The organism is Duganella paludis (genome assembly GCF_054461335.1).
Genome location: NZ_CM136922.1, coordinates 3602989 through 3620615 on the forward strand (window position 1 = coordinate 3602989; position 17627 = coordinate 3620615).

Genomic DNA, 17627 nt, shown 5'->3' on the forward strand with positions numbered 1-17627 from the left:
GGGCCGACTTGGCGTAATGTGGGAATACGCAAGAAAGGGCCACTATGACGCAGATCGCACCAGGTAAATCTCCGGTTTCCACGGATCACGCCGAGCAGGCGCACGATCTGGCGGCCGAGAACCGGGCATTGCGGGCGCGTATGGCTTACCTGCTGGAGCAGGCGGAACGCAATCACTCCATCATGACCCGGCACCAGGCGTTCGACCTGGACATCGTCAGCGCCGGCAATTTCCCCGATCTGGTGGGCACCATCTTCCGCGTGCTGCCGGTCATCTCTGAACTCGATAGCGTGACCCTGACCCTGATCGACGAAGACGCCGACATCCGCACCGTCATGCTCAAGCTCGATGTGGTGTTTGAAGACTTCCCCGGCCTGATTTTTGTCGAAACGCTGGACGAGCTGGGCTTCGACCTGGGGCGCCGCAACGCCTATTCGCCCGTGCCCCGGCCGCTGCTGGGCATGTACGAGCGCCAGCGTCATGCCGCGTCCTTCCCGAACGCGCCGGCCGGGCTGCAAAGCGTGGCGCAGGTGCCGCTGCTGCGCAACAAGCGCATCATCGGCAGCCTGAACCTGGGCAGCTGCGACCCGACGCGCTTCACGCCCAGCCTGGGCACGGACTTCATCGAGCACATGGCGTCGATCATCGCGATCTGCCTGGAAAACGTGATCAGCAATGAAATGCTGAAATACATCGGGCTGACCGATTCGCTGACCGGCGTCTACAACCGGCGCTACATCGACCGCCGGCTGCTGGAAGAAATCGCCCGTGCGCGTCGCCAGCAGTATCCGATTTCGTTCATGTACATCGACATCGACCACTTCAAGCGCGTCAACGACACGGTTGGCCACGGCGGTGGCGACGAGGTGTTGCGGGAGGTGGCGGGGCGGATCAAGAATGAGCTGCGGACCTCGGATGCGCTGGCGCGTTTCGGCGGCGAGGAATTCGTGGTGCTGCTGATAGACGCCAATCTGGAAAGCGCCGCCTTCGTGGCGGAGCGCATCCGCGCCAGCGTGGCGGGCAGCATGATCGCGCTGTCGCCGGAGCTGCAGCTATCGGTGACGGTATCGATCGGCGTGGCCTGCCTGGAGGTGGGCACGGCGGAAGGCGAGCCGGAAGCCATCGCCCGCGCCCTGATCGAGCGCGCCGACGAGCTGCTGTACTACGCCAAAGACCACGGCCGCAACCGCGTCGTCAGCACCCGCTAGATCCGGGGTCAGGTCCTCCATTGCTACACGAGCTCTGCCGTGGCCTCGGCCACGGCAGAGCTCGTGTAGCAATGGAGGACCTGACCCCGGATTATCGGGATTATCGCGTCAGGCGCTGTTCGGCGCGGTTGACGGCGTCGGCGCCGCCGCGCAGTACTACTACGTCGCCGGCTTCCAGGGTCGTGTCGGGCGTGACTTCCACGCCGCTCTTGCCGCGCCGGATGCTGGCCACTTCGGCGCCCGAGGCCGACACGTCCAGCGCGCCCAGCGAACGGCCCACGCACGGCGCGTTGCCGCTCAGCGTGACCGAATGCAGGCGCTCCATGTCCGCTTCCTCGTCGACGTCGCTCATGCCGTGGAAGTAGCCGCGCAACGAGGCGTAGCGTTCTTCGCGCGCCGCCTGCACCCGGTGCACCACGCGCCGCAACGGCACGCCCAGCATCACCAGTGCGTGCGAGGCCAGCATCAGGCTGCCTTCGAGCAGCTCCGGCACCACTTCCGCCGCGCCGGCTTTTTTCAGTTGATCCAGATCGGTGTCGTCGTGCGAGCGCACGATGACCGGCAGCGACGGCGTCAGTTCGTGCACCTGGTGCAGCACCCGCAGCGCCGAGCGTGTGTCGGCGTAGGTGATGACGATGGCGCTGGCGCGGTAGATGCCGGCCGCCACCAGGCTCTCACGCCGCGCCGCGTCGCCATACGAGACGCTGGCGCCGGCCGCCTGCGCTTCCTGCACCCGCTCCGGATCGAGGTCCAGCGCGTGGTAGTCGATCTTTTCCTCGGTCAGCAGGGTGGCCAGGCTCTGGCCGCTGCGGCCGAAGCCGCATACGATCACGTGCTTGTTGGTGGACATGGTGCGGCTGGCGATCTTGGTCAGCTGCAGCGATTGCATCATCCATTCGTTGCTGGAGAACTTCATGACGATGTTGTCCGACTGCGCGATGATGAACGGCGCCAGCAGCATCGACAGCACCATCGAGGCCAGCACCACCTGCACCACGTAGGAGTCCATCAGGTTGTGCCCGGCCGCCAGGTTCAGCAGCACGAAGCCGAACTCGCCGGCCTGCGCCAGCGCCAGGCCGGTGCGCATGGAGACGCCGTCGGAAGCGCCGAACAGCTTGGCCAGCCCGGCGATCAGGGCGAATTTCATCAACACCGGCGCGCACAGCAGCAACAGCACCAGCCACCAGTTGGCCGCCACCAGCGTGATATTGAGCAGCATGCCGATGGTGATGAAGAACAGCCCCAGCAGCACGTCGCGGAAGGGCTTGATGTCTTCTTCCACTTGGTGACGGTACTCGGTTTCGGAAATCAGCATGCCGGCCACGAAGGCGCCCAGGGCCAGCGACAGGCCGGCGCGCTCGGTGATCCAGGCCGCGCCCAGGGTCACCAGCAGCAGGTTGAGCATGAACAGTTCCTGCGAGCGGCGCTTGACCACGATGGTGAACCAGCCGCGCATCAGCTTGTGGCCGGCCGCCAGCAGCAGCGCCAGCACGATCACGGCCTTCAGGCCGGCCCAGGCCAGCGTTTCCATCAGCTTGTCCGGCGCTTCGCCCAGCGAGGGGATCAAAATCAGCAGCGGCACCACCGCCAGATCCTGGAACAGCAGGATGCCGATGATTTTGCGGCCATGCTCGCTTTCCAGCTCCAGCCGCTCGGTCAGCATCTTGACCACGATGGCGGTCGAGGACATGGCCAGCGCGCCGCCCAGCGCGAACGAGGCCTGCCAGCTGATGCGCAGCGCCGGCGGCAGCTGGGTGGCGATGGTCCAGCCAAATATCATGGTGGCGACGATAGTGAGTACTACCTGCGCCATGCCCAGCCCGAACACGATGCGGCTCATGGCCTTGAGTTTGGGCAGGGAAAATTCCAGGCCGATGGAGAACATCAGGAACACCACGCCGAATTCGGCCAGGCCGTGGGTGGTTTCGCTTTGCTCGGCCAGGCCCAGCGCGTGGGGGCCGATCAGGATGCCGACGGCCAGGTAGCCGAGCATCGGCGGCAGATGCATCATGCGGAAAGCGACCACGCCAAGCACGGCGCTGCCCAGCAGCAAGAGGGTGAGTTCCAGGGGTGAAAACGTCATTTCAACATCGCCAGTGAGTAAAGTTCGTTGTTTGTGGGGTGGCGAGCACGTTATGTTTTGACTGGCAAGTTTTTTGCTTTCTCAATTCGGCTATACTTGGGCATGAGTGTAACCCATGAAAAAACAATGCTGAAAGTTTTTGATGCAAAAACGGCACTGCGCCTTGCCCGCGACACCCTGCAAAACGAAGCAGATGCCATTCATGCCCTGAACGCCCGTCTGGAAAACGACGATAGCGTGGTGCAGGCCATCTCGCTGCTGCTCAATTGCAGCGGCCGCGTGGTGGTGTCCGGCATCGGCAAGTCCGGCCATATCGGCCGCAAGATCGCCGCCACCCTGGCTTCGACCGGCACGCCGGCGCTGTTCGTGCACCCGGCCGAAGCGGCCCACGGCGACCTCGGCATGGTCACCGCCGACGATGCCTTCATCGCCATTTCCTATTCCGGCGAGAGCGCGGAACTGATGACCATCCTGCCGGTCGTAAAACGCATGGGCAGCAAAGTCATTTCGATCACCGGCAAGCCAGGCTCCAGCCTGGCCACCATCGCCGACGTCCACCTGAACGTGGCCGTGGCCAAGGAGGCTTGCCCGATGAACCTGGCGCCGACCACCTCGACCACCGTCACGCTGGCGCTGGGCGACGCCCTGGCCGTGGCGCTGCTGGACCTGCGCGGCTTCAAGGAAGAAGATTTCGCCCGCTCGCACCCCGGTGGCGCGCTGGGCCGCCGCCTGCTGACCCACGTGCGCGACGTGATGCGCAGCGGCGACGCCGTGCCGAAGGTGCCGGCCGACGTCAAGCTGACCGACGCCCTGCTGGAAATCACCCAGAAGGGCATGGGCATGACCGCCATCGTCGATGCCGACGACAAGCCGATCGGCGTGTTCACCGACGGCGACCTGCGCCGCATGATCGAAAAGGTCCAGGATTTCAGCAAGGTCGTCATCAAGGACGTGATGCACGCCAATCCGCGCAGCATTTCGCCGGAGAAGCTGGCGGTCGACGCCGTGGCCGTGATGGAACAGTTCCGCATCAACCAGATGCTGGTGACCGATGCCGACGGCAAACTGGTCGGCGCGCTGCACATTCATGATCTGACCCGTGCCAAGGTGATTTGATGCTGACTTACGTGGAACGCGCCGCGCGCGTCAAGCTGATGATTTTCGACGTCGACGGCGTGCTCACCGACGGCAGCCTGCATTACGGCGCCGACGGCGAGGCCCTGAAGACCTTCAACGTGCAGGACGGCCTGGGCATCAAGCTGATCCAGGAAGCCGGCATCCAGACCGCCATCATCAGCGCGCGCACCTCGCCGCAGGTGATCAAGCGCGCGGCCGACCTGGGCATCAGCCATTTGCACCAGGGCGGCCACGACAAGCTGACGCCGTTCAACGCGTTGCTGGAAAAGACCGGCCTCACGGCCGAGCAGGTTGGTTTCATCGGCGACGACGTGGTCGATCTGCCGATTTTGTCGCGGGTCGGCTTCGCCGTCGCCGTGCCGAACGGCCGCAAGGAAGTGCTGGAGCGCGCCCACCACACCACCGTCGCCCATGGCGGGCGCGGCGCCGTCCGCGAGGTGTGCGAGCTGGTGCTGCACGCCCAGGGCCTGTACGAGCGCGTGATGGCGCAGTTCCTGGTTTGATGGGGGCAAACATGCGTAAGAGAACAGCACACCGCTGGCAGCTGACCATGATCATCATGGTCGGCGTGTTTGTGGCCGCCGGCAGTTTCTGGCTGGTGCAGGTGGTCAACCAGTCCGGGCAGGAGGCGCAGGCCGACCGCTTCCGCGACGAGCCGGACTACATCATCGACCGCTTCAGCACGGTACGCATGAACAAGGAAGGCCAGCCTTCCTACATTATTTCCGGCGACAAGCTGACCCATCGCCCGATCGATGATTCTTCGCTGATCGACAAGCCCTTCGTACACGGCCTGTCGAGCGGCCAGCCGCCGATGGATATCCATGCGCAGACCGCGTATGTCGATCAGGGCAATACGCGCGTGCGGCTGAATGGTAATGTGGACGTGATGCGGCCGGCCACGCCGCAGGCGCAGGGACTGCGCTTGCAGACCAGCACGCTGACCGTGTACCCGGACGAAGAACGCATGGAAACCGATGCCAAGGTGGAGATGCAGGCCGGCCAGGCCACCGCCAGCGGCACCGGCATGAAAGCCAACAACGCCACCCGCCAGATCGCACTGGGCGGGCGCGGAACGATGACGATACCGCCACGCGCGGGACAATGAAGGAACGACACATGAACATGAAACGATTAATCCTGTCGGCGGCGCTGATGCTGCTGGCCTGCGTTGCGCAGGCCGAGAAGGCCGATTCCAGCAAGCCGACCCAGATCACCTTCGACCAGCTCGATGCCGATGACGTCAAGCAGGTCAAGACCTTCACCGGCAATGTGGTGCTGACGCGCGGCACGCTGCTGATGAAGTCGCCCAAGGCGGTGGTGACCGAAGATCCGGAAGGCTACCAGTTCGTGGTGCTGACCAGCGGCCCGGGCGTGCAAGCCACCTTCCGCCAGAAGATGGACGGCGTCGGCGACCAGTGGGTCGAAGGCCAGGCCGACCGCATCGAATACGACAACAAGACCGAGCTGGTGAAGCTGTACGCCAAGGCGCAGATCAAGAAACTGGAAGGCGGCAAGCCGGCCAGCCAGGTCGACGGCGAATTCATTTCCTACGACAGCCGCAAGGAATTCTTCGCCGTGAAGAATACCGCCACCGGCGAGAGCAAGCCGGGCGCCGGCCGCAGCACCATGGTGATCCAGCCGTCGACCAAGCTGGTCTCGCCTGCGACGCCGGCCGTACCGACCACGCAGCCTGCGCCGGGGAAATAAGATGGAAGCAAACTGCGGTAGCACCCTGATCGTCAAAGGCCTGCAAAAGACCTACGGCAAGCGCCAGGTGGTGCATGACGTGTCCCTGCAGGTCGAGTGCGGCGAAGTGGTGGGCCTGCTCGGCCCCAACGGCGCCGGCAAGACCACCTCGTTCTACATGATCGTCGGCCTGGTGCCGTCGGACGCCGGCAGCATCGACATCAGCGGCACCGACATCTCCTCGCTGCCGATCCACCGCCGCGCTTCGCTCGGCCTGTCCTACCTGCCACAGGAAGCGTCGGTGTTCCGCAAGCTGACCGTGGAAGAGAATATCCGCGCCGTCCTCGAAATTCAGAAAGTGGACGGCAAGCCTTTATCCAAGGCTGCCATTGATGAACGGCTGAATACCCTGTTGGCCGATTTGCAAATCGAAAAGCTGCGCGAGAACCAGGCGCTGTCGCTCTCCGGGGGCGAACGCCGCCGGGTGGAGATTGCGCGCGCCCTGGCCACCAATCCGCGCTTCGTGCTGCTCGATGAACCATTCGCCGGGGTCGACCCGATTGCCGTGATTGAGATCCAGCGCATCGTGCGCTTCCTCAAGGAACGCGGCATCGGCGTCCTCATTACCGATCACAATGTGCGCGAGACGCTGGGCATCTGCGACCGCGCATATATCATCAACCAGGGAACGGTGCTGGCCTCCGGCCGTCCGGACGACATCATCGCCAACGAATCGGTGCGTCGTGTCTACCTGGGTGAACATTTCCGCATGTAACCCTCAATGAAACAGTCTTTGCAACTGCGCACGTCGCAGCACTTAGCGTTGACGCCCCAGTTGCAGCAGTCGATCCGGCTGCTGCAACTGTCGACGCTGGAGCTGCACCAGGAACTCGAACAGCTGCTGACCGATAACCCGCTGCTGGAACGTCTCGACGATCCGCTCGACCACTCGCTGCGGCTGCTGTCCGATGGCGCCATCAACCAGCAGGCGCCGGTCGGCGAAGCGCCGCCCGAAGGTCCGCCCAACGAAGCACCGGCCGCCGAGGCCGACGCCTACGACGGCCCGGCCGCCGACACCGAGAGCACCACCGCCGAAGCCGATATGGACTGGGGCGACGCCGGCCGCAGCAAGAACAGCGACGACGAGGAATCGCGTCCGCAACTCGAAGCCCATCACTGCACGCTGCGCGAGCACCTGATGGAGCAGATGCGCGTGACGGTGCTGGAAATGCGCGACCGCGCGCTGGTCGAACTGATCATCGATGCGCTCGACGAGAACGGCTACCTGGAGGAAGCGTTGGAAGAAATCCACGCGCGCCTGCCGGAAGAACTGGAAGTCGAGATCGAGGAACTGCAGACGGCCCTGAGCCTGCTGCAAAGCTTCGATCCGATGGGCGTGGGCGCGCGCAACGCGTCCGAATGCCTGGCGCTGCAAATCAAGCGCTTGCCGGGCGTGCCGATGGTGACGCGGCGCATGGCGCTGGCCATCGTCGAGAACCACCTGACCTGGTTCGCGCAGCGCGATTTCAACAAGCTGAAAAAGACCCTGCTGTGCGACGATGAAGACTTGCGTGAAGCGCAGGCCGTGATCCGCCAGTGCAATCCGCATCCGGGCGCGGCCTTCGCGTCCGACGTGTCGGACTATGTGGTGCCGGACGTGATCGTGAAGAAATCGCGCAACGGCTGGCAGGTCAGCCTGAACAACGACGTCATGCCGCGCCTGCGCGTGAACGCCATGTACGCCAACTTGCTCAAGCAGGGCAAGGGCGAGGGCGCCATGGGCGCGCAATTGCAAGAGGCCAAGTGGCTGATCAAGAATATGCGCCAGCGCTTCGATACGATCCTGCGGGTGGCGCAAGCGATAGTAGAAAGACAAAAGAACTTTTTCTCGCATGGCGCGGTTGCCATGCGGCCCCTTGTGCTTCGCGAAATTGCTGATACACTGGGTTTACACGAGAGTACTATTTCTCGGGTAACAACTCAGAAATATATGCTGACCCCGCATGGCATGTTTGAGTTGAAATATTTCTTTGGTAGCCATGTCGCCACCGAAGCGGGGGGTGAAGCAAGTTCGACGGCGATACGTGCATTGATCGTGCAACTGACAGGAGCAGAAGACCCGAAAAATCCTTTATCCGACAGTAAGATTGCGGACATGCTGGGAGAACAAGGCATGGTGATTGCGCGGCGAACTGTTGCCAAATATCGCGAAGCTCTCAAAATCCCACCAGTCAGCCTCCGTAAATCTTTGTAGTTACTTGGTTCCTGCGCGCCCGGTAGCAAAGGGCACCGCACTAACCGTTAGAAGCGACATTATCTTTAGGAGTGTGTATGAATCTCACCATCAGTGGACATCATCTCGAAGTGACCTCGGCTATTCGCGAGTACGTGCAGAATAAACTGGAACGTGTCACCCGCCACTTTGATCAAGTGATTGATATTGCTGTCATCCTGACCGTAGATAACCTTAAAGAGAAAGATAAACGCCAGAAGGCTGAAATCAACCTGCGCATGTCGGGTAAAACCGTCTACGTGGAAAGCCTGTCGCAAGACCTGTACGCCGCCATCGATACCCTGATCGACAAGCTGGATCGGCAGGTCATGAAGTACAAGAACAAAGTTCAATCGCACGGGCACGATGCCATCAAGCATATCCCGGATAGCTACGAACCCGCTGCCGCCGCCCTATAACAACGGCCCCGGCACACCAAACGAAGGGCGCAAGAGGGCGCCCTTTTTTGCAATCGTGAAGTTAAACGTTTAACTTGCATTGGGAGTTCCATGAAATCATTGTGTACCGCAGCGGCACTGGCACTGGCATTGACATCGAATCTGGCCCACGCCTGCGAGGCGCCGCCGCCGGCGCGCAGCGACATCGACGCCAACAGCTACTACTCGGACAAGAACCATTCGGTGGTCGATCCCGTGCTGCGGGCGCGCAACATCGCCAACACCAAACCGATCGAGGATTTCCTGTCGCAGGTGGCGCGTGACGCCAACGCCGGCACGCGCGACGATGCCGCCTGCGCGTTGACCTGGCTGGCCGATTGGGCCGGCCAGAAAGCCATGCTGGGCACGATGTCGAGCGAGCAGGCCTATTACGTGCGCAAGTGGACCTTGAGCGGCATGGCGCTCAACTATGCGCGCATCAAGCAGCACGCCACGCCGGCACAGCGCGCGCAGATCGAGGGCTGGTTCAAGCAGCTGGCCGACGCCACCATGGCGCACTCGGACGCCAAGACGGGTGTGCGCAACAATCACTATTACTGGGAAGGGCTGGCCGTGACGGCGGTGGGCGGCGTGACCGGCGACACGCGTTACCTGCACTGGGGCCGCAAGGTGATCGAGCATGCGCTGGGCCAGATGGAGGCGGACGGTTCGCTGCCGGCCGAGATGGCGCGCGGTGTCAAGGCGCTGCACTATCAGGTGTATGCGGCCACGCCGCTGGTGTTCATCGCCTCCATCCTGGACGTGCGCGATGCGCGGCTGGATCAGCTGGTGGCGTTCACGGCGGCGGCATCGGCCGATCCGTCCGGCATCGCCAAACGCACCGGCTTCGAGCAGGAGCCGGTGGGCAGCCGCGAGGTCACCACGATTTACAACCGTCACCAGGGCAAGGCGCCGCCGCCGGCCGGCAAGGCGTTGTGGCAACCGCGCATGGGCGGTTCGCTGGACGTGCCCAATCCGCTGGAGCATCTGAAGTAGAATTGGAGGCATGAGCGAATACATCCACACCAGCATTAGCAACGGCACCGGCCTGATCGTCCTGGACCGGCCCAAGGCCCTCAACTCCCTGTCGCTGGACATGGTGCGGGCGATTACGCAGGCGCTGCTGGCTTGGCGTGATGACGCGGCGGTGGCCGCCGTGGTCATCCGTAGCGGCAGCGAGAAGGCCTTCTGCGCCGGCGGCGATATCCGCTTCTTCTACGACGCAGGCCGCGCCTCGCCGCAGGCCGGCAGCGCGCTGGTGGAGGATTTCTTCACCGAGGAGTACGCGCTCAACCATCTGGTGCATTTCTATCCCAAGCCCTATATCGCGCTGATGGACGGCGTGGTGATGGGCGGCGGCATGGGCATCGCGCAGGCGGGGCCTGGTGCGCGCGTGCGCATCGTCACCGACAAGACCAAGATGGCTATGCCGGAAGTGAACATCGGCCTGTTCCCGGACGTGGGCGGCAGTTATTTCCTGCCGCGCGCACCGGGTGCGCTGGGCTACTACCTGGGTGTCACCGGGGTCACCATCAACGCCGCCGACGCGCTGTATGCCGGCCTGGCCGACCACTACGCGCCGCTGGCGGACCGCGCGGCGCTCGACGCGCTGCTGGCCGCCACGCCGGGCGCCGAGTTGCCGCGCGCGCTGTCTGGCTACGCCGCCGCGCACCACGCCGGCGACAGCGCATTGGCCGCCGAGCGCGACGCCATCGACCGCCACTTCAGCGCCGGCTCGGTAGCCGCCATCGTCGCCTCGCTGAAGACCGACGGCAGCGCCTTCGCCGCCAAAACGCTGGAACTGATGGCTACCCGTTCGCCCTTGATGATGTGCGTCACCCACGAACTGATCCAGCGCGGCGCGGCGCTCGACGTGGCGGACTGCCTGCGCATGGAGCGCGCACTGGTGCGCCGCAACTTTGAAAATGGTGAGGTCATCGAAGGCGTGCGCGCGCTGGTCATCGACAAGGACAACGCGCCACAGTGGCAACCCGCCACACTGGAAGCCGTCACGGAAGAAATGGTGCAAGCCATGTTCCAACCAGTCTGGCCGGCCTACGCCCATCCGCTAGGGCACTTGGCTTGAAGGTAAGTAGCTTGAACTAAGAGGCTTGGGGTGCCTTGCGAAGAGTTTCGGGTGCTAACTCTATCGGCTCTGTCAATTGGTGTATTTTTTTCGCGCGTGCGGCGATACTGCGGGCGAGGGCAATGTAGTTGTCGTCGCCTGACTCAAGTGCTTTTGCCAAGAAAATTTCGATTACTTCTTTGCTATCCAGGGCTTCTGCAGGATCAAAAGGAATAAACTTTTCAGCCATGATCTAACCTCCACTTGCGGGCCATTCGTTCAACTTGGCGAATATCTCTCGCTTGAGAGCTCTTGTCCCCAGCGCAGAGTAAAACGATGATAGCCATTCCTTCTTGAAGATAATAGATGCGGTAACCGGGGCCCGAATGGATACGCATTTCGCTGATGCCATCACCTACTGATTTGCTGTCTCCCGCATCACCACATTGCAAACGCACGATACGGTCGACGATCACGGCCTTGGATTGCAAGTCACGCAGTTTGGCCAGCCATTTGCTGAACGTCTTGGATTGGATGATCTCTGTCATCCCACAATCGTAGTTTAGCCGCTACGGCGTGGTTTGACAGAGATCTTGCTTACTGCTCGCGGTGGCGCAGGACGACGCGTTCGTTGGGGCTGAAGTAGGCGGCGAGTTTTTCGGCCATATAGACCGAGCGGTGCTGGCCGCCGGTGCAGCCCAACGCCACCGTCAGGTAGCTGCGGTTGTCGCCCTTGAAGGACGGCAGCCATTTCTCCACGAAGGCGCGGATGTCGTTCAGCATTTCGCCGGCGCTGGCCTGGGCGTCGAGGAAGTCGATCACCGGCGCATCGCGGCCCGTCAGCGGACGCAGGGTCAGGTCGTAGTAGGGATTCGGCAGCGCCCGCACGTCGAACACGAAGTCCGCGTCCATCGGCACGCCGAGCTTGAAGGCGAACGATTCGAAGAACAAGGTCAGCGGCGCATGCTCGGTCATCACCAGGTCCTTGACCCAGCAACGCAGCTTGTTGGCGCTGAGCTCGGAGGTGTCGATCACGTGGCCGAGGTTTTCGATGGCCGAGAGGCGCTCGCGCTCTTCCAGGATGCATTCGATCAGCGTGCGTCGCGCCGCCGGGTTTTGGCCAGGCCGCAGTTCGTGCGACAGCGGATGGCTGCGCCGCGTTTCCGAGAAGCGTGCCACCAGCGAGTGGGTGTTGGCCGTGAGGAACATCACCTTGACGTCGTGCCCCTCGGCGCGCAGGCGGTGCACGTCGGCCGGCAGCGAGGCCAGCGACTCGGCGCTGCGGGCGTCGACCGCCACCGCCAAAGCCTGCAGGCCTTCCTCCGTCAGGGTCTTGACCAGGCTGGAAAGCAGGGCGGGCGGCAGGTTGTCCACACAGTAGTGCCCCGAATCTTCGAGGACATTCAGTGCGACGGATTTGCCGGAGCCGGAGATACCAGTGATAAGTACGATGCGCATAGTGGAGATCATACCATCGCGCGTTAGTCGCCGCTCATGGCTTGTCGTTGGCGGTGCAGCAGGGACTTCGTGGAGCGCAGCTCCGCGCCTGCGGAACGGATGCGCCTTGCAAGGCGCATCTCCTAGTCGCCACTCATTGCTTGTCTCTGGCGGTGCAGCAGGGACTTCGTGGAGCGCAGCTCCGCGCCTGCGGAACGGATGCGCCTTGCAAGGCGCATCTCCTAGTCGCCACTCATTGCTTGTCTCTGGCGCTCCATGAATTCCTGCAGTGTGTCGATGCCGCGCAGTTGCAGGATGGTGTTGCGCACTGCGGCTTCCAGCAGCACCGCGATGTTGCGGCCGGCCGCCACCGGGATCACCACTTTGCGGATCGGCAGGCCCAGCACGTCCTCGGTCGGGAACTGGAACGGCAGGCGTTCCACTTCCTCATCGGCGGCGCCACGGCGCACCAGGTGCACGATCAGCTTCAGGCGCATTTTGCGGCGCACCGCCGTCTCGCCGAAGATGGCCTTGATGTCGAGCAGGCCCAGGCCGCGCACTTCCAGCAGATTCTGCAGCAGCGCCGGGCAGCGGCCCTCGATCATGTTCGGCGCGATGCGCGAGAATTCCACTGCATCATCGGCCACCAGGCCATGCGAGCGCGAAATCAGTTCCAGGCCCAGCTCGCTCTTGCCGAGGCCGGAGTCGCCGGTGATCAGCACGCCCACGCCCAGCACGTCCATGAACACGCCGTGCATGATGATGCGTTGCGCCAGCTTCTTGGACAGGTAGACGCGCAGGAAGTCGATCACCTGCGCCGCCGGCAGCGGCGTGGAAAACAGCGGGATGTTCTTTTCGTCGCAGATGGCGAGGATGTCGGGCGGCGTTTCCAGGCCTTGGGCGATGATCAGCGCCGGCGGGCCGCCCGCGATCAGCTCGCCGATGACGTGGGCGCGCGTGAGCGACTTGAGGCGCTGGTAGTAGTTGATTTCCTGATGCCCGAAGACCTGGATGCGGCCCGGGTGGATGGTGTTCAAGTGGCCGACCTGGTCGGCGGCCGAGGCGACGTCGCCGGAAATCAGGCGCTCGCCGCCGGGGAAGCCGGCGAACCAGCCGAGCTGCAAACTTTCGCGATTATCGTCGTACAGTCTTTGTATCGTCAGCGGCGTTTGCAGCATGGGGCGTCTTTATCGAATAGGTTGAACTGTCCTTAGTTTAACCTATTGTCCGACGTCAGCCAGCGGCTTGGAGGCTGGGCTGCCAGTTGATGATGCGCGAATGCACCGATTTCGGTTCCGGGTCCGTGCTCAACGCGGTGCGGAAGGCGTCGTCGGAGAACATCTCGGCGATTTCGGACAGGATCTCCAGGTGCTGCTGGGTGACGTGATCAGGAATCAGGAGGAAGAACAGCAGATTGACCGGCTTGCCGTCCGGCGACTCGAACGGGATCGGCTCGGCCAGGCGCACGAAGGCCGCCAGCGGCGATTTCAGGCTCTTCATGCCCTTGATGCGGCCGTGCGGCACGGCGACACCATGCCCCAGTCCGGTCGAACCGAGGCGCTCGCGCGCGAACAGGTTGTCCGAGACGGTGGAGCGGGCGATGCCGCAGTTGTTTTCGAAGATCAGTCCTGCTTGCTCGAATGCGCGCTTTTTACTGGAAACTTCCAGGTCCAGCTGCACATTTTCCAGAGAGAGTATTTTGCTAAGGTTGTTCATAGTACGACGTCAAATGTTGCAACGCACAAGGGTGGCACGCGAGCAGAATTATAGGCTTGTTTCTGCGCCGTGTAACATGAAATCGCTCTGCCACCGTTGTATTGGCGTTGGACGATGCGCTACCAAAAATGCATTCTAGAAAGGAATCGCTATTTCCGCACCGTATTCGTCGAAAACACCGGTATTTGCTTGGAAACCGGGCCGTTTTTCCGTTTTTTTACGCGTTTAGCGGCCGGGCTGGCCGTGGAACGTGAGACACCACGTTTGCCTACCTATGATACGCCCTTTTTTTCGCGCTTTGATTGAAAAAATCATTACAGTTATTGACGTGCGCCACGCAGGTTGGCCGGTTTTTGTGCTGTGCTGAAGTTGCTGCGCCAAGGGTTGATGTCGAGTCCGCCACGGCGGGTGTAGCGCGCGTACACGGCCAGTTGCTGGGGCTGGCACTGGCGCAGGATGTCGACAAAGATGCGTTCGACGCACTGCTCGTGGAATTCGTTGTGCTCGCGGAAGCCGATCAGGTAGCGCAGCAGGCTTTCCTGGTCGATCTGCGGGCCGCTGTAATGGATCTGCACGCTGGCCCAGTCTGGCTGGCCGGTGACCAGGCAGTTCGACTTGAGCAGGTGCGACAGCAGCTTTTCTTCCACCGGCTCTTCGTCCAGCGCGGCTTTCAGGAGTTCCGGCGACGGGCTGTAGTGGTCGACCTCGATGTCCAGGCGGTCCAGCAGCAGGCCGTCCAGTTCTCCCATCTCGACCATGCCGAACTCCTCCGGCTGGGTGAGGATGATGTGGACGTTGGCGCCGGCGGCGGCCGACAAGTCCTGCTGCAGCAGCGCCTTCAGGGCCACCACGCTGTCGAGGCGGGTCTGGTTGAAGGAGTTCAGGTACAGCTTGAAGGACTTGGACTCGATGATGTTCGGGCTGTCGGCCGGGAAGGTGATGCGGGCGATCGCGACCTGCGGCTTGCCGCGCTGGTTCAGCCATGAAATCTCATAAGCGTTCCAGATATCGACGCCGAAGAAGGGCATGGTGCCCGACAAGCCCAGCTCGTCGCGCTTGCCCTGGCGCGGAATCGGGAACAGCAGCTCCGGCGCGTAATCGGTGCGGTAGGCGGAGGTTTTCCCCAGCGGGGACTGGTCGGCGGAATTGGTCATGGCGGTAATGAAATGCAGTGAAGGACGGCATGGTAACGCAAAACCATGCCGTCCTGCCCGGATTAGCCCAGGAACAGTTTGTAGACCGGATTCTGGCTTTCATCCCAGTAACGGTAACCCAGCGTCGCCAGGAACTGGGCGAAGTCGCCCATTTCTTCCGGCGGCACTTGCAGGCCGATCACGATGCGGCCGACGTCGCCGCCCTGGCTACGGTAGTGGCACAGCGAGATATTCCAGTTCGGCGCCATCGAATCGAGGAAGCGCATCAGCGCGCCCGGACGCTCGGGGAACTCGAAGCGGTACAGCAGCTCGTTGTCGGCCAGCACGCTCTTGCCGCCCACCAGGTGGCGCAAGTGGGTCTTGGCCAGTTCGTCGTGGGTCAGGTCGAGCGCCTTGAAGCCGTGTTCCTCGAAGCGGCGGGTCAACGCGCCGGACTCGTTGCGGTCGGCGATCTGCACGCCGCAGAACACGTGGGCGTCGTCCTTGTCGCTGATGCGGTAGGTGAACTCGGTGACGTTGCGTCCGCCCACCAGCTGGCACAGGCGCTTGAAGCTGCCGCGCTGCTCCGGCAAGGTCACCGCGAACAGCGCTTCGCGCGCTTCGCCCAGCTCGGCGCGTTCGGCCACGAAACGCAGGCGGTCGAAGTTCATATTGGCGCCGCAGGCGATGGTGATCAGGGTTTCGTTCTTGATCGGGTCCTTGGTCAGCGCGGCGCGCTCGACATAGGCCTTGGCGCCGGCGATGGCCAGTGCGCCGGCCGGTTCCAGGATGCTGCGGGTGTCGGTGAAGACATCCTTGATGGCGGCGCTGATGGCGTCGGTATCGACGATGATGATGTCATCGACGTACTGCTGCGTCAGGCGGAAGGTTTCCTCGCCCACCAGGCGCACGGCGGTGCCGTCCGAGAACAGGCCGACATCGGTCAGCGTCACGCGTTCGCCGGCCTTGATGCTGCGCGCCATGGCGTCGGAATCGAAGGTCTGCACGCCGATGATCTTGATGTCGGGGCGGATCGCCTTGACGTAGGCAGCCACCCCGGAGATCAGGCCGCCGCCGCCGATGGCGACGAAGATGGCGTGGATCGGGCCGGAATGCTGGCGCAGGATTTCCATGCCGATGGTGCCCTGGCCGGCGATGACGTCCGGATCATCGAACGGGTGGACGAAGGTCAGCGCCTGTTCCTTTTCCAGGGTCAGGGCGTGGTTGTAGGCGTCGGTGTAGGACTCGCCGTGCAGCACCACTTCGACGTCGGCGCCGCCGCGCGCCTTGACCGCGTCGATCTTGACCTGCGGCGTGGTGGTCGGCATGACGATCAGGGCGCGGCAGCCGAGCTTGGCCGCCGACAGCGCCACGCCCTGGGCGTGGTTGCCGGCCGAGGCGCAAATCACGCCGCGCTTGCGTTGCGCGTCGCTCAAGTGGGCCATCTTGTTATAGGCGCCGCGAATCTTGAAGCTGAACACGCTCTGCATGTCCTCGCGCTTGAAATAAATTCGGTTCTCGAAACGCTGCGACAGGGTCGGCGCGAGTTCCAGCGGGGTTTCATCAGCCACGTCGTAGACGCGGGCGGTCAGGATTTTCTTCAGATAGTCGGTGGTCATGGTATGCAAGCAAAGTGGTTCGGAGGGGCTTCGATGCTAACTATCCGGCGGGTGACCGGGTGGAGCAGGGGCGCAGATCCTGGCGGGTGGGCCGGGATCGGACTGTTCAATCGTGCGGTGTGGGAATCATTATAATGGCTGCTTTCCTATCCCGCGCACTTAACGATGATCGAATCCGCAATTAGCTGGCTGCTGCTGGTGCTGGCCGCGCCTGCGGTGGGCCTGACGTCGGTCTTCGTCATCGCCCTGGTTTCGGCCACCTTGGTGCCGTTGGGCTCTGAACCGGCGGTGTTTGCCGTCATCAAGGCCAACCCGGCCATGTTCTGGAGCGCCATCTTTGTCGCCACCATCGGCAACACGCTGGGCGGCGCCATCGACTACTACATCGGCTGGCAGGCCAAGCAGAGCTTTTCCAAGGAGCGCAAGAGCCGCTGGTTCCACTGGCTGGAGCGCTACGGCGCCAAGACCATGCTGCTGGCCTGGCTGCCGGGCGTGGGCGATCCGCTGTGCACGCTGGGCGGCTGGCTCAAGCTGCCGTTCTGGCCCAGCCTTGGCTATATGGCGATCGGAAAGTTCCTGCGCTACCTCACCATGACCTCGCTGCTGTTGTACGTGCCGGACGGCGTGTGGCGCCGTATCGGGCAGTTGATGAGCTAATTTGGTGCAAGTGATACTATTGCCGCATAAGCTTATGCATAAATTTAATTCAATTTGGCCCGGCCGTTGCGCAGGATATTGCCGCTGAACGCCAGTATTTTCGAATATCCGCTTGGTTTTGCGTTCCGGTAGAGTCCCTCGGCGGCCTAAGGCTGTTCCCGCGTGGTGCGCCGC

The 17627-nt window shown here is 62.8% G+C and carries 20 protein-coding genes; 12 read left to right on the forward strand and 8 right to left on the reverse strand.

Features of this window, described 5'->3' with window-relative positions; translation table 11 throughout:
• Positions 1 to 44: 44 nt before the first annotated feature.
• Positions 45 to 1208: a GGDEF domain-containing protein gene (locus ACXZ1M_RS15995; protein ID WP_459048657.1), complete on the forward strand. Its 1164-nt coding sequence runs from the start codon at positions 45 to 47 to the stop codon at positions 1206 to 1208.
• A gap of 100 nt (positions 1209 to 1308) precedes the next feature.
• Here the strand turns inward: ACXZ1M_RS15995 and ACXZ1M_RS16000 are convergent, their stop codons facing one another.
• Entirely contained in the window at positions 1309 to 3291 is a 1983-nt protein-coding gene (locus ACXZ1M_RS16000) for a cation:proton antiporter domain-containing protein (RefSeq protein WP_459048658.1), read from the reverse strand.
• A gap of 126 nt (positions 3292 to 3417) precedes the next feature.
• Here ACXZ1M_RS16000 and ACXZ1M_RS16005 point away from each other — a divergent pair, with 126 nt between their 5' ends.
• The 9 genes from ACXZ1M_RS16005 (at position 3418) to ACXZ1M_RS16045 (ending at position 10912) form a co-directional block, all read left to right on the forward strand.
• Positions 3418 to 4407: a KpsF/GutQ family sugar-phosphate isomerase gene (locus ACXZ1M_RS16005; RefSeq protein ID WP_459048659.1), complete on the forward strand. Its 990-nt coding sequence runs from the start codon at positions 3418 to 3420 to the stop codon at positions 4405 to 4407.
• Positions 4407 to 4931, forward strand: a complete 525-nt coding sequence (locus ACXZ1M_RS16010) for a KdsC family phosphatase (protein ID WP_459048660.1) — start codon at positions 4407 to 4409, stop codon at positions 4929 to 4931. Before ACXZ1M_RS16005 ends, ACXZ1M_RS16010 begins: the two co-directional genes overlap by 1 nt.
• 11 nt (positions 4932 to 4942) lie before the next feature.
• Entirely contained in the window at positions 4943 to 5536 is a 594-nt protein-coding gene (gene lptC / locus ACXZ1M_RS16015) for an LPS export ABC transporter periplasmic protein LptC (RefSeq protein WP_373990205.1), read from the forward strand.
• A gap of 17 nt (positions 5537 to 5553) precedes the next feature.
• Positions 5554 to 6138, forward strand: a complete 585-nt coding sequence (gene lptA / locus ACXZ1M_RS16020; RefSeq protein ID WP_459048661.1) for a lipopolysaccharide transport periplasmic protein LptA — start codon at positions 5554 to 5556, stop codon at positions 6136 to 6138.
• Position 6139: 1 nt separating this feature from the next.
• Positions 6140 to 6892 (forward strand): LPS export ABC transporter ATP-binding protein, encoded by a 753-nt coding sequence (lptB, locus tag ACXZ1M_RS16025; RefSeq protein ID WP_373990207.1) that lies wholly within the window; start codon positions 6140 to 6142, stop codon positions 6890 to 6892.
• A gap of 6 nt (positions 6893 to 6898) precedes the next feature.
• Positions 6899 to 8371 (forward strand): RNA polymerase factor sigma-54, encoded by a 1473-nt coding sequence (locus ACXZ1M_RS16030; protein WP_459048662.1) that lies wholly within the window; start codon positions 6899 to 6901, stop codon positions 8369 to 8371.
• Positions 8372 to 8448: 77 nt separating this feature from the next.
• Entirely contained in the window at positions 8449 to 8808 is a 360-nt protein-coding gene (gene hpf / locus ACXZ1M_RS16035; protein ID WP_459048663.1) for a ribosome hibernation-promoting factor, HPF/YfiA family, read from the forward strand.
• Between the two features lie 90 nt (positions 8809 to 8898).
• Positions 8899 to 9822 (forward strand): alginate lyase family protein, encoded by a 924-nt coding sequence (locus ACXZ1M_RS16040; protein ID WP_459048664.1) that lies wholly within the window; start codon positions 8899 to 8901, stop codon positions 9820 to 9822.
• Positions 9823 to 9832: 10 nt separating this feature from the next.
• The gene (locus ACXZ1M_RS16045) at positions 9833 to 10912 is read left to right on the forward strand and encodes an enoyl-CoA hydratase/isomerase family protein (RefSeq protein ID WP_459048665.1); all 1080 of its coding nucleotides are present in this window, start codon (positions 9833 to 9835) and stop codon (positions 10910 to 10912) included.
• A gap of 16 nt (positions 10913 to 10928) precedes the next feature.
• On the opposite strand, the gene ACXZ1M_RS16050 is transcribed toward ACXZ1M_RS16045, so the two are convergent.
• The 5 genes from ACXZ1M_RS16050 to ACXZ1M_RS16070 all read right to left on the reverse strand — a co-directional run bounded on the left by ACXZ1M_RS16050 (position 10929) and on the right by ACXZ1M_RS16070 (position 14044).
• A complete protein-coding gene (locus tag ACXZ1M_RS16050; protein ID WP_459048666.1) occupies positions 10929 to 11141 on the reverse strand; it encodes a helix-turn-helix domain-containing transcriptional regulator in 213 nt (70 codons plus the stop codon).
• Positions 11134 to 11439: a type II toxin-antitoxin system RelE/ParE family toxin gene (locus ACXZ1M_RS16055; RefSeq protein WP_459048667.1), complete on the reverse strand. Its 306-nt coding sequence runs from the start codon at positions 11437 to 11439 to the stop codon at positions 11134 to 11136. Before ACXZ1M_RS16055 ends, ACXZ1M_RS16050 begins: the two co-directional genes overlap by 8 nt.
• Before the next feature lie 49 nt (positions 11440 to 11488).
• Positions 11489 to 12349: an RNase adapter RapZ gene (rapZ, locus tag ACXZ1M_RS16060; RefSeq protein ID WP_459048668.1), complete on the reverse strand. Its 861-nt coding sequence runs from the start codon at positions 12347 to 12349 to the stop codon at positions 11489 to 11491.
• Between the two features lie 221 nt (positions 12350 to 12570).
• A complete protein-coding gene (hprK, locus tag ACXZ1M_RS16065) occupies positions 12571 to 13506 on the reverse strand; it encodes an HPr(Ser) kinase/phosphatase (protein ID WP_008444515.1) in 936 nt (311 codons plus the stop codon).
• Positions 13507 to 13561: 55 nt separating this feature from the next.
• Positions 13562 to 14044: a PTS sugar transporter subunit IIA gene (locus ACXZ1M_RS16070; protein WP_373990215.1), complete on the reverse strand. Its 483-nt coding sequence runs from the start codon at positions 14042 to 14044 to the stop codon at positions 13562 to 13564.
• A gap of 114 nt (positions 14045 to 14158) precedes the next feature.
• On the opposite strand from ACXZ1M_RS16070, the gene ACXZ1M_RS16075 reads away from it, so the two are divergent.
• Positions 14159 to 14350 carry a hypothetical protein gene (locus ACXZ1M_RS16075; protein ID WP_459048669.1) on the forward strand — a complete coding sequence of 64 codons (192 nt, stop codon included), beginning with the start codon at positions 14159 to 14161 and terminating at the stop codon, positions 14348 to 14350.
• Between the two features lie 14 nt (positions 14351 to 14364).
• Here the strand turns inward: ACXZ1M_RS16075 and queF are convergent, their stop codons facing one another.
• Both queF and ilvA read right to left on the reverse strand, forming a co-directional pair.
• A complete protein-coding gene (queF, locus tag ACXZ1M_RS16080) occupies positions 14365 to 15198 on the reverse strand; it encodes an NADPH-dependent 7-cyano-7-deazaguanine reductase QueF (protein ID WP_459048670.1) in 834 nt (277 codons plus the stop codon).
• 62 nt (positions 15199 to 15260) lie between these two features.
• The gene (gene ilvA / locus ACXZ1M_RS16085; RefSeq protein ID WP_459048671.1) at positions 15261 to 16796 is read right to left on the reverse strand and encodes a threonine ammonia-lyase, biosynthetic; all 1536 of its coding nucleotides are present in this window, start codon (positions 16794 to 16796) and stop codon (positions 15261 to 15263) included.
• 165 nt (positions 16797 to 16961) lie between these two features.
• On the opposite strand from ilvA, the gene ACXZ1M_RS16090 reads away from it, so the two are divergent.
• Positions 16962 to 17453, forward strand: coding sequence for a YqaA family protein (locus tag ACXZ1M_RS16090; RefSeq protein WP_459048672.1), 492 nt, complete (start codon positions 16962 to 16964; stop codon positions 17451 to 17453).
• Positions 17454 to 17627 lie beyond the last annotated feature (174 nt).

Bases quoted from the DNA above. Each gene is read 5' to 3' on its own strand.
- queF (WP_459048670.1), bottom strand. From the start codon at position 15,198: ATGACCAATTCCGCCGACCAGTCCCCGCTGGGGAAAACCTCCGCCTAC.
- ACXZ1M_RS16005 (WP_459048659.1), top strand. From the start codon at position 3,418: ATGCTGAAAGTTTTTGATGCAAAAACGGCACTGCGCCTTGCCCGCGAC.
- ACXZ1M_RS16070 (WP_373990215.1), bottom strand. From the start codon at position 14,044: ATGAACAACCTTAGCAAAATACTCTCTCTGGAAAATGTGCAGCTGGAC.
- ACXZ1M_RS16075 (WP_459048669.1), top strand. From the start codon at position 14,159: ATGCGCTACCAAAAATGCATTCTAGAAAGGAATCGCTATTTCCGCACC.
- ACXZ1M_RS16030 (WP_459048662.1), top strand. From the start codon at position 6,899: ATGAAACAGTCTTTGCAACTGCGCACGTCGCAGCACTTAGCGTTGACG.
- hprK (WP_008444515.1), bottom strand. From the start codon at position 13,506: ATGCTGCAAACGCCGCTGACGATACAAAGACTGTACGACGATAATCGC.
- hpf (WP_459048663.1), top strand. From the start codon at position 8,449: ATGAATCTCACCATCAGTGGACATCATCTCGAAGTGACCTCGGCTATT.
- lptB (WP_373990207.1), top strand. From the start codon at position 6,140: ATGGAAGCAAACTGCGGTAGCACCCTGATCGTCAAAGGCCTGCAAAAG.
- lptC (WP_373990205.1), top strand. From the start codon at position 4,943: ATGCGTAAGAGAACAGCACACCGCTGGCAGCTGACCATGATCATCATG.
- rapZ (WP_459048668.1), bottom strand. From the start codon at position 12,349: ATGCGCATCGTACTTATCACTGGTATCTCCGGCTCCGGCAAATCCGTC.
- ACXZ1M_RS16040 (WP_459048664.1), top strand. From the start codon at position 8,899: ATGAAATCATTGTGTACCGCAGCGGCACTGGCACTGGCATTGACATCG.
- ACXZ1M_RS16000 (WP_459048658.1), bottom strand. From the start codon at position 3,291: ATGACGTTTTCACCCCTGGAACTCACCCTCTTGCTGCTGGGCAGCGCC.
- ilvA (WP_459048671.1), bottom strand. From the start codon at position 16,796: ATGACCACCGACTATCTGAAGAAAATCCTGACCGCCCGCGTCTACGAC.
- ACXZ1M_RS16050 (WP_459048666.1), bottom strand. From the start codon at position 11,141: ATGGCTGAAAAGTTTATTCCTTTTGATCCTGCAGAAGCCCTGGATAGC.
- ACXZ1M_RS16055 (WP_459048667.1), bottom strand. From the start codon at position 11,439: ATGACAGAGATCATCCAATCCAAGACGTTCAGCAAATGGCTGGCCAAA.
- ACXZ1M_RS15995 (WP_459048657.1), top strand. From the start codon at position 45: ATGACGCAGATCGCACCAGGTAAATCTCCGGTTTCCACGGATCACGCC.
- ACXZ1M_RS16090 (WP_459048672.1), top strand. From the start codon at position 16,962: ATGATCGAATCCGCAATTAGCTGGCTGCTGCTGGTGCTGGCCGCGCCT.
- ACXZ1M_RS16045 (WP_459048665.1), top strand. From the start codon at position 9,833: ATGAGCGAATACATCCACACCAGCATTAGCAACGGCACCGGCCTGATC.
- lptA (WP_459048661.1), top strand. From the start codon at position 5,554: ATGAAACGATTAATCCTGTCGGCGGCGCTGATGCTGCTGGCCTGCGTT.
- ACXZ1M_RS16010 (WP_459048660.1), top strand. From the start codon at position 4,407: ATGCTGACTTACGTGGAACGCGCCGCGCGCGTCAAGCTGATGATTTTC.